Consider the following 13,678-nt stretch of genomic DNA (forward strand, 5'->3'; position numbering starts at 1 on the left):
AACCGTGACGGTAGGCGCCGGCGGCTACGCGCAACTGCCGCGCGGGGGCCCCTGGCACGAACCGGGGAGTCGCTGCCTGCGGATTCGTCGGTCCCGCGGGCTAGCGATTAGGGTCACTTTCCGTGGCGAGAGGTGCGCTGGTCCATTGGCTGCAGTCGCTGGAGGCGCGCGAGCTGGGCGAGGTGCTGCGCCGGCGTCCCGACGCGCTGACCGCGCCCTCGCCCGGCGATCTCACCCAGCTGGCGACGCGCCTGTCCGCGCGCACCGCCGTGGCCGAGGTGATCGCCACGCTGCCGCTGCCCGCGTTGCAAGTTGTCGAGGCTTTGGTACTGCTCGGTGAGCCGCCCGTGCCGCTCGCCCGGCTGGCCGAGGCGCTCGGCCGGGAGCCCGGCGACGCGGAGCTCGAGGCGACGCTGCGCGTGCTGAGCCAGCGGGCGCTGGCCTGGCCCGACGGCGAGGAGCTGTGGACGGTGCCGTATCTGCTCGACGGCCGCGTCCCGGGCCCGCCCGAGCCGTTCGAGCCGGTGCCGCCGGGGCCGGCGCTCGTCCCCGCCGACCGGGCCGCGATCCGGACGGCGACCGCCACCGCCGCGACCGAGCTGCTGGCGCACGCCGAAGCGCTGCTGCGGGAGGCGGAGCAGCGCCCGCTCGCCCGGCAGCGCAACGGCGCCGTCGCGGCCCGCGAGCAGGCCAGGCTGGCCGGGCTGCTTGATCTCGCCGAACCCATCGTCGACGTCATTTCGGATGCGGTACTGCGCGCGGGCCTCCTCGGCCCGGACGGCGCCCACCTGCAGCCCACGACCGCCTCGGCCGACTGGCTCGAGGCGCCGCCGCCCGAGCGGCTGGCCCGGCTGGTCTCCGGCTGGTGGTCGGGGCCGGCGCTGCGCCGGGTGGTCATCCGGGTCCTGCGCGACCTGCCGCCGGACACGGCGGTCGCCGGCGCCGACACGCTCGTGCCGCTGGTGCGCTGGACCGCCCCGCTGCCCGCCCGCGCGGCGGCGGACCTGGCCGCGACCGTGGCCGAGCACCTCGGCGCGGCCGTCGTGCTGGGCATCTGCGCGATGCCGGCCGAGCTGACCTTCGCCGTCGGGCCGCTCGGGCGGGCGCTGGCCGACGGCCGGCCGGTCGCCGAGATCGCGGCGAAGCTGCTGCCGGAGCCGCCGGCGCCCGACCCGCTGCGGGTGCGCGCGACCGGCAGCGTGGTGGTCAGCGACGACCCCGAGCTGCTCGACGAGGTCGTCGGGAAGCTCGGGCTGGAGCGGTATGCCCCGACCGTGGCCGGCTCGCGCGAGCCCGCCGCGGAGACGCTGGCCGCGCTGCGCTCGGCGGGCTATCGGCCGGAGCGCGACGGCGCCCGGGTCACGCTGCGCCGGGCGCCGGTGCCGGTCGGCGCGGCCCCGGCCCGGGCGAAGCCGGCCGTGGACCCGGGCGAGCTGGCGCGGCGTCTTGCCGTACCGCTGCAGCGAAATGCGTCAACGCAGGAGCTGATCCGCAGGCGCGCGCCCCAGCTCGACCCCGAGCAGGCGGAGCTGCTGGCCACGGCGGTCGAGCACGGCACGCCGGTGTGGATTCGGTACATCGACGCCGGCGGGCGGGCATCCGAGCGCGTGATCGAGAACGCCGAGCTCGCCGGGTCGGTGATCGAGGCGTGGTGCCGGCTGCGCCGCGACGATCGCGCCTTCGCGCTCGACAAGATCGTCGCGGTGGCCCGGCCGCCGCGGGACTGAGTCAGCCCATGTGCGGATAGGTGTGGTCGGTCGGCGGTACGAACGTCTCCTTGATCGTCCGCGGCGACGTCCAGCGCAGCAGGTTGTGCCAGGAGCCGGCCTTGTCGTTGGTGCCCGACGCGCGGGCGCCGCCGAAGGGCTGCTGGCCGACGACGGCGCCGGTCGGCTTGTCGTTGATGTAGAAGTTGCCGGCCGCGAAGCGCAACGTGTGGGCGGCCCGCTCGATCACCTGCCGGTCGGTGGCGAAGATCGAGCCGGTCAGCGCGTAGGGCGCGACGGACTCGGCCTGCGCGACGACCGCGTCGAAGTCGCCGTCGGCGAAGACGTGCACCGAGAGGATCGGCCCGAAGTACTCCGTCGTGAACACCTCGTGACCGGGGTCGGTGCACTCGACGATCGTCGGGCGCACGAAGAATCCCTCGGCGTCATCGGCGGTACCCCCGGCGACGACGGTGCAGGCCGGGGAGTTCTTGATCCGGTCGAGGGCCGCGGCCTGCCGGTCGAAGGAGCGCCGGTCGATGACCGCGCCGCCGAAGTTGGCGAAGTCGGTGACGTCGCCGTAGGCCAGCGCCTCCGCGGTGCCGGTCAGCTCGTCCTTGATCCGCGCCCAGACGCTCGCCGGCACGTAGGCGCGGGAGGCCGCCGAGCACTTCTGCCCCTGGTACTCGAACGCGCCCCGGATCAGCGCGGTGGTCAGCGCGGCCGGGTCGGCCGACGGATGGGCGATCACGAAGTCCTTGCCGCCGGTCTCGCCGACGACCCGCGGGTAGGAGCGGTAGACGTTCTCGGCCACGGTGCGGTTGAGCGTGCGGAACACGGCGGTCGAGCCGGTGAAGTGGATACCGGCCAGATCGGGGTCGGCGAGCGCGACCTCGGAGACGGCCAGCCCGTCGCCGGTGACCATGTTGATCACGCCGGGCGGTAGGCCCGCGGCCTCGAACAGGGCCATCGTGTAGTGCGCGGCCAGCTGCTGGGTCGGCGAGGGCTTCCACACCACCGTGTTGCCCATCAGCGCGGGCGCGGAGGGCAGGTTGCCGGCGATGGCGGTGAAGTTGAACGGGGTGATCGCATACACGAAGCCCTCGAGCGGACGGTGGTCGAAGCGGTTCCACACCCCGGCCGAGGAGAAGGGCTGGTCGGCCAGGAGCTTCTGCCCGAAGTACACGTTGAATCGCAGAAAGTCGATCAGCTCGCAGGCGGAGTCGATCTCCGCCTGGATGGCGGTCTTCGACTGGCCCAGCATCGTGGCGGCGTTCAGCGTGTCCCGCCACGGGCCGCTGAGCAGGTCCGCCGCCCGCAGGAACACCGCGGCGCGCTCGCTGTATGGCAGGTCCCGCCAGCCGGGCGCGGCGCGCTTGGCCGCGGCGACCGCCTGGGCGGCGTCGTCCGTGGTCGCGTTGTGTGTGACACCGAGCACATGGCGGTGGCGGTGCGGCTGAACCACGTCGATCGGCGCGCCGGCCGCCAGGCGCCGCTCGCCGTCGACGGTCATGGTCAGCTCGTGCCGCTCGCCGGCCAGCTCGGCGAGGCGGCGCTGCAGGCTCGCCCGCTGCTGGCTCCCGGGGGCGTAACCGTGCACCGGCTCGTTCTTGGGCTCGGGCACGGTGAACAAGGCATCCATGAGGGTCTCCCACGTTTCAGTGCTCGGTTCTGTTCTCCCATCCTCGCACGGGCCGATGGGCGGTTCCGGCGCTCGCGTACGCTGCTCAGCGTGACTGCGAAGCGCGCTGAACTGGAGCCGAGCGTGGACGCCTGGCGGCCCGGGCGGGCCGTCTTCGTGGGCGGGTTCGCCCTGGTGCTGCTGTTCCTCACGCTCTTCTCGGCCTTCGGCCACGTGTCGGGCGCCGCCGTCGCCGCCCTCGTGCTGCCGGGCGTGCTGACCCCGACCCTGATCGCCGGCGCCGCGGCCGGCGTCCTGGCCGTCGGCCGGTTCGCGCCCGGCGCCGACCGGCGCGGCCGGCTGATCCACGGCGCGCTCGGCGGCCTGCCCGTCGGCCTGCTCGCGATGGGCGGGATGATCGCGGCGTACCACTCGGGCCCGTCCGTCGCCTACGTCGCCGCCACGGTCGCCGTCTCCGGCGTGCTCGGCGGCCTGCTCGCCGCGGCCGACCCGATCAGCGCGATCGCCGCAGGCGCGGCGGCCGGCGTGCTGTCCTGCGGCATCGGGCTGCTGGTGGCGTACTTCCAGAATGATCTCGTCAACCTCTTCGGCAACCAGGAGACCGTCGGCAGCATGGCCGACGCCGCCTACCGGCTGCAGTTCACGACGTCGATCGTGGCCGGGATCGCGGCCGGCGCCCTGGCCTTCGGCTACCTGCGCCGCTCCGGCCTCGCGCTGCCGTGGCCGGCATACCCCCTCGCCGGCGCCCTGCCCGGGCTGCTGACCCTGGCTGCGGCGCTGCTGGGCTGGCTGGGCGGCCTGCCGCTGTCGCACGCGGTGGCGAAGGAGAGCGAGTTCGACGCGGCGATCATCGCCAGCCGCCTGCCGGAGCAGGTCAACCACGGCCTGATCCTGCTCTTCGCGGGCGCCTTCGTGGCGATGATCCTGGTCGGGCGCACCCTCCGGCGCTCCTAGCCGACCAGCTGGTCCAGCTCCGAGGGGTCGTACCACTCAAGCTCGTGATCCTCGGCCCCGTCCACGGTGAACTGGGCGTCGGGGTCCCCCGCCTCCGCCTCCTCGACCACATCGGCCGCCGCCGCGACGTCGGCCTCGGCCGCCGGCCCGTCGACGTGGATCGCCGCCACGGTATGCAGGGCGATCTTCCCGGCCACGTCCACCAGGCTCGACCCGAGATCCAGCCCGCTCATCTTCAGCACCGTCCCGGGCAGATCGACCGAGACGACAACCCGCCGCCGCGGCGCCTTGGCATCGTGGCGCAGCAGGCGCAGGGCGCTCTGCGCGGCCCGGGTGAAGGCGACGTACTCCAGCTCCTCCTCGTCACCTTCGGCATACCATTCCCGCAGCGCCGGCGTGACCGCGTGCGCCTCGGCAGGCGGCGGCAGTTCGCCGCTCTCCCGCAGGACGGCGAGCTGGGCCATGGTCGCCGGAAGGTACACGCGCGTGAGGTCCGTCGTCACGCTCCTGTACTACACCCTGGCCCGGGTTTCGACACGTAAGTCGGGCGTGTCTTCCACCCACCGCCCACGCTCCGTCCTTCGGCCCGGCGGGAAGCTTCCCCGAGGCAGTAGGAAGCGAACGATGGCAAACTGAAGCGATGGAGCCGCGCTTCCTGCTCATGAGCGACGTCGCCGAGCAGCTGAATGTCTCGGTCTCGCAGGTCTACCACATGGTGCGCAGCGGCGAACTGCCCGCGATCAAGGTCGGCGGACGCGGCCAGTGGCGCATCGAGCGCAGCAAGCTCGAGGAGTACATCGAGCACAAGTACGCCGAAACGGCGGAGTGGGTGCGCAGCAACCCGCTGGTCGACCGCGACTTCGAGTAGCCGCCCGCTTTACCCGGTTTCGGCCCGGCTCGCTCCCCGCCCAAAAGCACCTATGTCCCGAACCAGACATAGACCCCCGTAAGCCACCCCACCACCCTTGACTCCCCAGGGGACCCCCGGCCTAACCTCTCCCTCACAAGCAATCGAAAGCAAACGCAAGCAACGGGGGCAATCCAATGACCATCAGCATCGAGCACCGCCCACGCCGCAGCACCCGCAACCGGATCCGCCTGACATCGCCCGGCCCCGCCGTGGTCCTGCGCCTGCCACCACCCCTCGACCCGCCCGCCGACCCGCCCCCCGAGCCGGCGCTCGACATGGACCCGCTCCCATTCGACTGGCCGGGCACGCCACCGCCCCCGCCCCGTCCACGAAGCCCGCGCCGCCCGCGCCCGGCCCCGCCGCTGCCGGGCCCCCGCTCCAACGCATACGCCGCGGCCCAGCGATTCGTGAGCATGTGTGTGGAGATCCTCAACGGCTACCGCCCACCCAGCCAGCTCCGCCCGATGACGCACCCGCAGCGCTTCACCGACATCAGCGACCAACTCCTGCGCCGCACCGTCCGCGTCCGCATGACCCCCGGCCAGGCCGCCCGCCACGGCCACCTGGTCCGCGCCCGCCGCCTCCTGCTGTCCGAGCCCCTCGACGGCGTAGCCGAGGCCGCCGTCGTCCTCGAACACGGCGAAGCCACCTGGGCCATGGCGATCCGCCTGGAGCGCACAGACCGCCCCGGCGCCGGCGTCCTCGGCTGGATGTGCACGGTGGTCCAGGTCCTGTAGCCCACCGACCCGCCCGACCCAACCGCCGCCCGCGGGCCGCCCCGATCACGGGGCGGGACGGCCCGCGGACCCGGCCCAGCCACTCGAATACCTCCGCCGTTCGTGCCGGGGAGGGACGGCACGCACGGCGACCCCGGAGGCGCGGCGTCCCCGATTGAGGTGGGCGGGGACGCCCCTCCGACGGCGGCCACCGCACCTAACGTGCCGGGCGCGGTGGCCGCCGCCCACCACTCCGACCAACCACCGCCACACCGCACGCCCTGCGCTCGCCCGGCCACGGTCGCCGCCGCCCACCATGCGTTGACCCCCGGTGCGCCCGGTCGCCATCGAAGCAGCGGGCGCACTGGGCACCACCCACCCACAAACCGGCGGCCGCCGCGCTCCGATTGGGCCCGGACGCGGCGGCCGCCCCACAAGCCACGCCATCCTCCTGGCGGGAACGCGGCCGTCGCACTCCCCCGCGGCGGCCGCCCACCCACCTCGGCCGACCGCCACCCCTCCCGGCCGGAACGCCGCCGTCGCACCCTCGCGGCGGCCGCCCACCCATGACCCGCCAGCCGGGCACCTGCGTCCCGCTCGGGTCCCGCTCGGGTCCAGGTCCAGGTCCGGGTCCAGGTCCAGGTCCGGGTCCAGGTCCAGGTCCGGGTCCAGGTCCGTCCGCGTCCGGCCCGGCAGCGCCGTCCGTCCAGCTGGCGCAATGTCCACCGGCGGCCAGCGGTGCCTGGCCTGCGCGTCCCAATTCCCTGGGCGGGCACGATCGGCGATCACGTCCCACACGCCGGGCACTACACGCCGCGCGGCACGGCGCAGCGACCGGAACTCTCCGCGATCATGCCGAACCCGGCACCGACACCAACGGTTTTTCATGATCACGGAGCGCTGATGTACCCCCGTGTACCACAAGTCTCCGGGATCATGAAAAACCCGGTGTGCGGCCACCGCGAGCATCATGATCACGGAGACATACGTCCGCCCCGCCGCCCGGGGACGGCGCCGACGACCCGCCGTGGCCCACCGGTGGCCATCGACGCCCAGCCTGGGGCGCCCGCGGCCGGACGCCTGGCCTCAGCCAGACGATCAGGCGCTGGCCTCATACACCACGCAAGCGGACGTGACCATCCGCATCGACCGAGCCCAGCCCCGATCAGGTGGGCGACGCCCGGCACTCGCCCTTTCCGGCCCCGCGCCGACCGCGGCGGGCCTTGCTGTGGTGCGCAGGCCCGCGGTCGGTCCGGGATGGGAAGGGCGAGGGGCGCCGCTCGGTGAATGAGCGGCGCCCCTCGGGAGTTGGTGGGTGGGTCAGGCCGGGCCGCCGGGGGCGCCGTGGCAGCGCTTGTACTTCTTGCCGGAGCCGCACGGGCACGGAGCGTTGCGGGACGGGCCGTTGCTGGCGACCGCCTGGCCGGGGGAAGGCTTGCGGGCGGCCGAGTCGGGCGCCGACGGGCCTGAGCGGCGGGCGTTGGGGGAAGGGCGCTGGCCGGGCTTGGCGCCATTGCCGGCGTTGGGGCCCAGGCCCAGGGCCGGGGCCTGCTCCTGCTCGATCACCACGCCCGTCTCGCCGGCGGCGCCGTCGATGGTGGGGGCGGAATACTGCAGGGCGCGGGGCACGCGGTTGCCGCCGAGGCCCTTGGCGCGGATCTCGACCTGAGGCTGCTCGGGGAGCGGGATGGAGGGGGCGTCGCTGTCGACCTCGTCGTCGGCCTCCGAGGCCGCGGCGGCCTCCTCGACCTGGACCTCGAGGTTGAACAGGAAGCCGATCGCTTCCTCCTTGATGCCCTCCTGCATCTGCTGGAACATGTCGAAGCCCTCGCGCTGGTACTCCACCACCGGGTCGCGCTGGGCATAGGCCCGCAGGGTGATGCCCTCCTGCAGGTAGTCCATCTCGTAGAGGTGCTCGCGCCACTTGCGGTCGATGACGTTGAGCAGGACCTGGCGCTCGAGCTCGCGGACGGCCTCGGCGCCCAGCTCCTCCTCGCGGCGGTCGTAGGCGGCGTGGGCGTCCTCGATGAGCTGGACGCGCAGGAACTCGGGGTCGAGCTGGCCGCCGGCCTCCTCCTCCAGGTCCTCGATCGTGACGCCGACCGGGTAGAGCTGCTTGAGGTTGTTCCACAGCTGCTCGAGGTCCCAGTCCTCGGCGGTCTCGCCGAGCGAGGTGGCGCCGACGACGTAGGCGCCGACGACGTCGTCGACCATGTTGCGGACCTGCTCGCTGAGGTCCTCGCCGTCCAGCACGCGCTTGCGCTCGGCGTAGATGACCTTGCGCTGCTTGTTCAGGACCTCGTCGTACTTCAGGACGTTCTTGCGGATCTCCGCGTTCTGCGCCTCGATCTGGGTCTGCGCGCTCTTGATCTGGCGCGTGACCATCTTCGACTCGATCGGCACGTCCTCGGGGATGTTGAAGCGGTCCATGACCGCCTCGACCGCGCTGGCCCGGAAGCGGCGCATCAGCTCGTCCTGCAGCGACAGGTAGAAGCGGGACTCGCCCGGGTCGCCCTGCCGGCCGGAGCGGCCGCGCAGCTGGTTGTCGATGCGGCGCGACTCGTGCCGCTCGGTGCCCAGCACGTAGAGGCCGCCGGCGTCGGTGACCTCGTCGGACTCCTCGTCGACGAGCTTCTCGAAGCGCGGCAGGAGGTCGGCGAAGGCCGTCTCGTACTCCTCCGGGCTCTCCTCCTCGGTGATCCCGCGCTGGCGCAGCTCGGCGTTGGCCAGGTATTCGGCGTTGCCGCCGAGCAGGATGTCGGTGCCGCGGCCGGCCATGTTGGTGGCGACCGTCACCGAGCCCTTGCGCCCGGCCTGCGCGATGATCTCCGCCTCCTTGGCGTGGAACTTCGCGTTGAGCACCGCGTGCGCGACCCCGCGCTTGCGCAGCAGCTGGGAGAGCAGCTCCGACTTCTCGACGGAGACCGTGCCGACCAGGATCGGCTGGCCGAGGGCGTGGCGCTCGACGATGTCGTCGACGACGGCGTTGTACTTCGCCTTCTCGGTCTTGTAGATCACGTCCGGGTGGTCGATCCGGATCATGTCCCGGTGGGTCGGGATGGAGACGACGCCGACGTCGTACACCTTGTTGAACTCGGCGGCCTCGGTCTGTGCCGTTCCGGTCATGCCGGAGAGCTTCGTGTAGAGCCGGAAGAAGTTCTGCAGCGTGATCGAGGCGAGGGTCTGGTTCTCCTGCTTGATCTCCACGCCCTCTTTGGCCTCGATGGCCTGGTGCATGCCTTCGTTGTACCGCCGGCCGTGCAGGATGCGGCCGGTGAACTCGTCGACGATGAGGACCTCGCCGTCGTTGACGACGTAGTCCTTGTCGCGCTTGTAGAGCTCCTTGGCCTTGATCGCGTTGTTGAGGTAGCCGACCAGCGGGGTGTTCACCGACTCGTAGAGGTTCTCGATGCCGAGCTGGTCCTCGACCTTGGACACGCCGCGCTCGGTGACCGAGATGGTGCGCTTGGACTCGTCGACGTCGTAGTCGGCCTCGCCCTCCTTGCCCCGCTTGAGGCGGTTCACCACGCGGGCGAACTCCTGATACCACCGCGCGGACTGCTCGGCCGGGCCGGCGATGATCAGCGGGGTGCGGGCCTCGTCGATGAGGATCGAGTCCACCTCGTCGACGATGGCGAAGTTGTGGCCGCGCTGCACCAGCTCGTCCTTCGACCAGGCCATGTTGTCGCGCAGGTAGTCGAAGCCGAACTCGTTGTTGGTGCCGTAGGTGATGTCGCAGTCGTAGGCGGCCCGGTGTGCGCTGGAGGGCTGGTTGGGCAGCACGGTGCCGACGGTGAGGCCGAGGAAGCGGTGCACCCGCCCCATCCACTCGGCGTCGCGCTGCGCGAGGTAGTCGTTGGTCGTGACCACGTGCACGCCCTTGCCGGACAGCGCGTTGAGGTATGCCGGGAGCACGCAGGTGAGCGTCTTGCCCTCACCGGTCTTCATCTCGGCGATGTTGCCGTAGTGCAGGGCCGCGCCGCCCATGACCTGCACGTCGTAGTGGCGCTGCCCGAGCACCCGCGAGGCGGCCTCACGGGCCACGGCGAAGGCCTCCGGCAGGATGTCGTCCAGCGTCTGACCGTCGGCGATGCGCTCCTTGAACTGCTCGGTCATGCCGGCGAGCTCTTCGTCGGTCAGGTCGGCATACTCGTCCTCCAGCGAGTTGACGGCGTCGGCGACGGCCTTCAACTTGCGTAGCATCCGGCCCTCGCCGGCGCGGAGGATCTTCTCGAAAATCGACACGGGTCAGCGCTCCCTCAAACGTCTGCGACCCATCGTAGGCGGCTTTTCCGCCGACCCGCCGCCCCTGCCTGCCTACTCTACGGACATCGAGTGCGAAAGTTGGACATTTCACCCGGCGTACCGCAGAAATATCCGTCTCCAGACGCGGACCTATACGGCAGGATCGGCGTTCATGGAGCCGATCGAACTTGCCACCGGCGACGGTCTCGTCCTGCGCGCCTGGCAGCCCGACGACGCCGAGGACGTGTTCCGCGCGTGCCAGGACCCGCTGATCCAGCGCTGGACCATGGTCCCCGTCCCCTACCTGCGCGAACACGCCGAGGACTTCACCGGCGCGCTGACCCGTGCGGCGTGGGCGGCGCAGACGGCGGCGCCGCTGGGGGTCTTCGACGCCCGCTCGGGTGAACTGCTCGCCTCGTCCGGCCTGGTCGCACTCGACCTGCCGGGTCGCAACGGGGAGCTGGGCACCTGGGTGGCGCCCTGGGCCCGGGGCCGGCGGGTCGCCGAGCGGGCCGGCCGGGCGGTGGCGCACTGGGCGTTCGAGGTGCTGCGCCTGCGCCGGCTGATCTGGCGGGCGGAGGTCGGCAACCACTCCTCCCGGCTGTCCGCCGAGCGGATCGGCTTCACCTTCGACGGAGTCATCCGCGCCGGCCTGCCGGCCAAGTCCGGCGGGTTCGCCGACTGCTGGCACGGCGTCATGCTGCCCGGCGAGGTGTGCGACACGCCGCCAGCCTGGGTGGCGCCGGGCGGGCCGGGCGCCGTCCGCGCGCAGGCGTTCGGCCATCCACCGGCGCGCCTGCCGGCCGGCCCGTGCACGCTGCGCGCCCTGCGCGAGAGCGACCTCGAGGACCTGGTGACCACGTTCCGCGACCCGGCCACCGTGCAGTGGACCTCCATCCCCATGGCCTACCAGCCGGCGCAGGGCCTGGACTTCATCCGCGGCGCGTTCCCGGCCATGTGGGCGCGCGGCACCGGCGCCGGGTTCGCGTTCGCCGACGGCGACGACCGCTTCGCCGGCACCGTCGACCTGCGGATCAGCCCCCTGGATCCGGTCACGGCGGAGGTGGGGTACTCCGCGGCGCCGTGGGCGCGCGGCAAGGGGTACACGACCGAGGCGGTCCGGGCCGCCTGCGTCTACGGGTTCGAGCGGCTGGCCCTGGGCCGTATCGTGTGGCGGGCGCACGTGGGCAACGCCGCGTCGCGCCGGGTGGCCGAGAAGGTGGGGTTCGTGGTGGAGGGCGTGCAGCGCGACAGCTGCGTTCAGCGCGGCGAGCGGCTCGACGGCTGGAGCGCCACCCTGCTGCCCGGCGATCTGCGGTGAGGGTCGCCCTGCGCCCCTGGCGGGAGGGCGACGCCGAGGCGGAGGTCGAGGCGACCTTCGCGCCGGGCGACACCGCACGGACCATCGAGGACGACGAGACCGGCGCCGCGCTCGGCGTGATCAAGTGCATGCCCCGCCGGCCGGGCATCGGCGAACTCGCCTACTGGGTCTCGCCGCAATGGCGCCGGCGGCGGGTCGCCACCACCGCGCTGGAGCTGTTCAGCGCCGAGCTGTTGCAAGAGCGATTTCAGCGGTTGTACGTCGAGACGGCGCTCGCCAACGAGGCGAGCCAGCGGGCGGCGATCTCGGCCGGGTTCGTCCGCGAGGGCGTCTCGCGCGGCGGCGCGCCGGCCGCGGACGGCAGCCGCCAGGACACGGCCGTCTGGGCCCGGCTGGCCGGCGACCCGCCCGGGCCCAGCCCCCGGGTGCTGCCGGACCTGCCGGACGGCCGGCTCACCGACGGCGTCGTGGCCCTCCGGCCGATCCGCGAGGATGACGGGCTCGTGACGTACCACATGCGGAACCTGCCGGAAGTGCGCGGCCGCTCCGTGGTGAGCACGCCCCCGGACCCCGCCGTCGTCGCCCGGCAGTGTGCCGAGTCGATGGCGAAGTGGCTGGCCGGGCAGCGGGCCGAGATGACCATCCGGCGGGCGGACGACGACGGCTACCTCGGCGAGATCGCGCTCTACTACTTCGAGCCGGCCCTGCGCGAGGCCATGATCGGATACAGCCTCACCCCGGAAGCGCGCGGGCAGGGCTATGCGGCGCGGGCCGCCCGGCTGGTCACCGGCTGGGGTTTCGAGATCGGCATGAACCGGATGACCGCCGGTACCGCCACCGACAACATCGCCTCCCAGCGCGTCCTGGAGGCGGCCGGATACACGCGAGAGGTCGTCCAGCCGCAGCGTCTGCCCGGCCCGGACGGCACGCGCATCGACAACGTTGCGTTCGCCAAACTGCGCCCGGCGGCCACCTGAGCGTCACGTGACGTTGCGCTCGGCCCTCTTACGTAGGGCCCATGCGTCGTCGTGCAGTGATTTCCGGCATGAGCGCGGCCGCCGGCGCGGCCGTCCTGCCCGCAGCCCTCGTCAGCCCCGCCGCTGCCAGTGCCCACTCCACAGCCCACGAGACCGACCGCGAGCAGCACCGCCCGGCCCGTCCGCTGGTGATCGGTCACCGCGGCGCCAGCGGCCACCGGCCCGAGCACACCCTGGGCTCGTACACCCTCGCCATCGAGCTCGGCGCCGACTTCATCGAGCCCGACCTGGTGTCGACCAAGGACGGCCAGCTCGTCGCCCGCCACGAGAACGAGATCGGCGCTACCACGGACGTCTCCGCCCGGCCCGAGTTCGCCTCCCGCAAGGCCACCAAGACGGTCGACGGCAACGCCGTGACGGGCTGGTTCACCGAGGACTTCACGCTGGCGGAGCTCAAGACGCTCCGCGCGGTGGAGCGGCTGCCCGCCGTGCGGCCGCACAACACCATCTACAACGGGCTGTTCCAGATCCCGACCTTCCAGGAGGTCATCGACCTCGCCCGCGAGCAGGGCAGGCTCGTCGGCCGCACGATCGGGGTGTACCCGGAGACCAAGCACCCGACGTACTTCCGCTCGATCGGCCTGGAGCTCGAACCCCTCGTCGCCCGGGTGCTCAAGCGCAACGGCCTGGCCGGGCGCAACGCCGCCGCGTTCCTGCAGTCGTTCGAGCCGACCAGCATCAAGAAGCTGCGCGGTCTGGTCGACACCCCGTCGGTCGTCCTGCTGGACGAGGTCGGCCAGCCGTTCGACTTCAAGGTCAGCGGCGACGCGCGCACCTGGGCCGACCTGGCCAAGCCGGCCGGCCTGGACTACCTCAAGGCGTTCACCGACGGCGTCGGCGCCACCAAGAACCTGGTCATCGCCCGGGACGCGGCCGGCAACCTCCTCCAGCCGACGGCGCTCATCCACGACGCGCACGTCCGCGGGCTGAAGGTCCACTCGTGGACCTTCCGCAACGAGAACCAGTTCCTGCCGCTGAACCTGCGCAGCAGCACCGACCCCACCGCGTGGGGCGACATCATCGGCGAGGTCCAGACCTTCCTGACGGCCGGCCTGGACGGGCTCTTCGCCGACTACGCGGACACAGCGGTCCTCGCCCGGGACCTGTACCTCTCGGGCCGCTGATCGACTCATGTCTCGCGGCGGGC

The 13,678-nt window shown here is 72.6% G+C and carries 10 protein-coding genes; 7 read left to right on the top strand and 3 right to left on the bottom strand.

Annotated features, from left to right (window positions below):
- Positions 1-122 precede the first annotated feature (122 nt).
- Positions 123-1,727, top strand: a complete 1,605-nt coding sequence (locus ACQPXD_RS50705; protein ID WP_432831460.1) for a hypothetical protein — start codon at positions 123-125, stop codon at positions 1,725-1,727.
- A gap of 1 nt (position 1,728) precedes the next feature.
- Here ACQPXD_RS50705 and pruA read toward each other — a convergent pair whose 3' ends face one another.
- A complete protein-coding gene (gene pruA / locus ACQPXD_RS50710; protein ID WP_432831462.1) occupies positions 1,729-3,348 on the bottom strand; it encodes an L-glutamate gamma-semialdehyde dehydrogenase in 1,620 nt (539 codons plus the stop codon).
- Positions 3,349-3,438: 90 nt separating this feature from the next.
- Between pruA and ACQPXD_RS50715 the strand changes: the two genes are divergently transcribed.
- On the top strand, positions 3,439-4,302 hold the full coding sequence (locus ACQPXD_RS50715) for a hypothetical protein (RefSeq protein ID WP_432831464.1): 864 nt from the start codon (positions 3,439-3,441) through the stop codon (positions 4,300-4,302).
- On the opposite strand, the gene ACQPXD_RS50720 is transcribed toward ACQPXD_RS50715, so the two are convergent.
- Positions 4,299-4,805: a DUF6912 family protein gene (locus tag ACQPXD_RS50720; protein ID WP_432831466.1), complete on the bottom strand. Its 507-nt coding sequence runs from the start codon at positions 4,803-4,805 to the stop codon at positions 4,299-4,301. The two genes, ACQPXD_RS50715 and ACQPXD_RS50720, sit on opposite strands and share 4 nt — an antisense overlap.
- Before the next feature lie 137 nt (positions 4,806-4,942).
- On the opposite strand from ACQPXD_RS50720, the gene ACQPXD_RS50725 reads away from it, so the two are divergent.
- Both ACQPXD_RS50725 and ACQPXD_RS50730 read left to right on the top strand, forming a co-directional pair.
- Positions 4,943-5,170, top strand: a complete 228-nt coding sequence (locus tag ACQPXD_RS50725; RefSeq protein ID WP_432831468.1) for a helix-turn-helix domain-containing protein — start codon at positions 4,943-4,945, stop codon at positions 5,168-5,170.
- Between the two features lie 176 nt (positions 5,171-5,346).
- Positions 5,347-5,949, top strand: coding sequence for an Rv3235 family protein (locus ACQPXD_RS50730; protein ID WP_432831470.1), 603 nt, complete (start codon positions 5,347-5,349; stop codon positions 5,947-5,949).
- A 1,299-nt stretch (positions 5,950-7,248) separates the two neighbouring features.
- Here the strand turns inward: ACQPXD_RS50730 and secA are convergent.
- Complete coding sequence (gene secA, locus ACQPXD_RS50735; protein ID WP_432831472.1) at positions 7,249-10,173, bottom strand: preprotein translocase subunit SecA; 2,925 nt, start codon at positions 10,171-10,173, stop codon at positions 7,249-7,251.
- 172 nt (positions 10,174-10,345) lie between these two features.
- Between secA and ACQPXD_RS50740 the strand changes: the two genes are divergently transcribed.
- The 3 genes from ACQPXD_RS50740 (at position 10,346) to ACQPXD_RS50750 (ending at position 13,655) form a co-directional block, all read left to right on the top strand.
- Positions 10,346-11,494 carry a GNAT family N-acetyltransferase gene (locus ACQPXD_RS50740; RefSeq protein WP_432831474.1) on the top strand — a complete coding sequence of 383 codons (1,149 nt, stop codon included), beginning with the start codon at positions 10,346-10,348 and terminating at the stop codon, positions 11,492-11,494.
- Positions 11,491-12,471 carry a GNAT family N-acetyltransferase gene (locus ACQPXD_RS50745; RefSeq protein ID WP_432831476.1) on the top strand — a complete coding sequence of 327 codons (981 nt, stop codon included), beginning with the start codon at positions 11,491-11,493 and terminating at the stop codon, positions 12,469-12,471. Before ACQPXD_RS50740 ends, ACQPXD_RS50745 begins: the two co-directional genes overlap by 4 nt.
- A 68-nt stretch (positions 12,472-12,539) precedes the next feature.
- Positions 12,540-13,655: a glycerophosphodiester phosphodiesterase gene (locus tag ACQPXD_RS50750; RefSeq protein WP_432831478.1), complete on the top strand. Its 1,116-nt coding sequence runs from the start codon at positions 12,540-12,542 to the stop codon at positions 13,653-13,655.
- Positions 13,656-13,678: the final 23 nt, after the last annotated feature.

Source organism: Dactylosporangium sp. CA-092794 (assembly GCF_050948465.1).
Taxonomy (GTDB): Bacteria; Actinomycetota; Actinomycetes; order Mycobacteriales; family Micromonosporaceae; genus Dactylosporangium.

Excerpts from the sequence above, each read along its gene's own strand:
- pruA (WP_432831462.1), bottom strand. The coding sequence starts at position 3,348 with ATGGATGCCTTGTTCACCGTGCCCGAGCCCAAGAACGAGCCGGTGCAC.
- ACQPXD_RS50725 (WP_432831468.1), top strand. The coding sequence starts at position 4,943 with ATGGAGCCGCGCTTCCTGCTCATGAGCGACGTCGCCGAGCAGCTGAAT.
- ACQPXD_RS50730 (WP_432831470.1), top strand. The coding sequence starts at position 5,347 with ATGACCATCAGCATCGAGCACCGCCCACGCCGCAGCACCCGCAACCGG.
- ACQPXD_RS50740 (WP_432831474.1), top strand. The coding sequence starts at position 10,346 with ATGGAGCCGATCGAACTTGCCACCGGCGACGGTCTCGTCCTGCGCGCC.
- ACQPXD_RS50750 (WP_432831478.1), top strand. The coding sequence starts at position 12,540 with ATGAGCGCGGCCGCCGGCGCGGCCGTCCTGCCCGCAGCCCTCGTCAGC.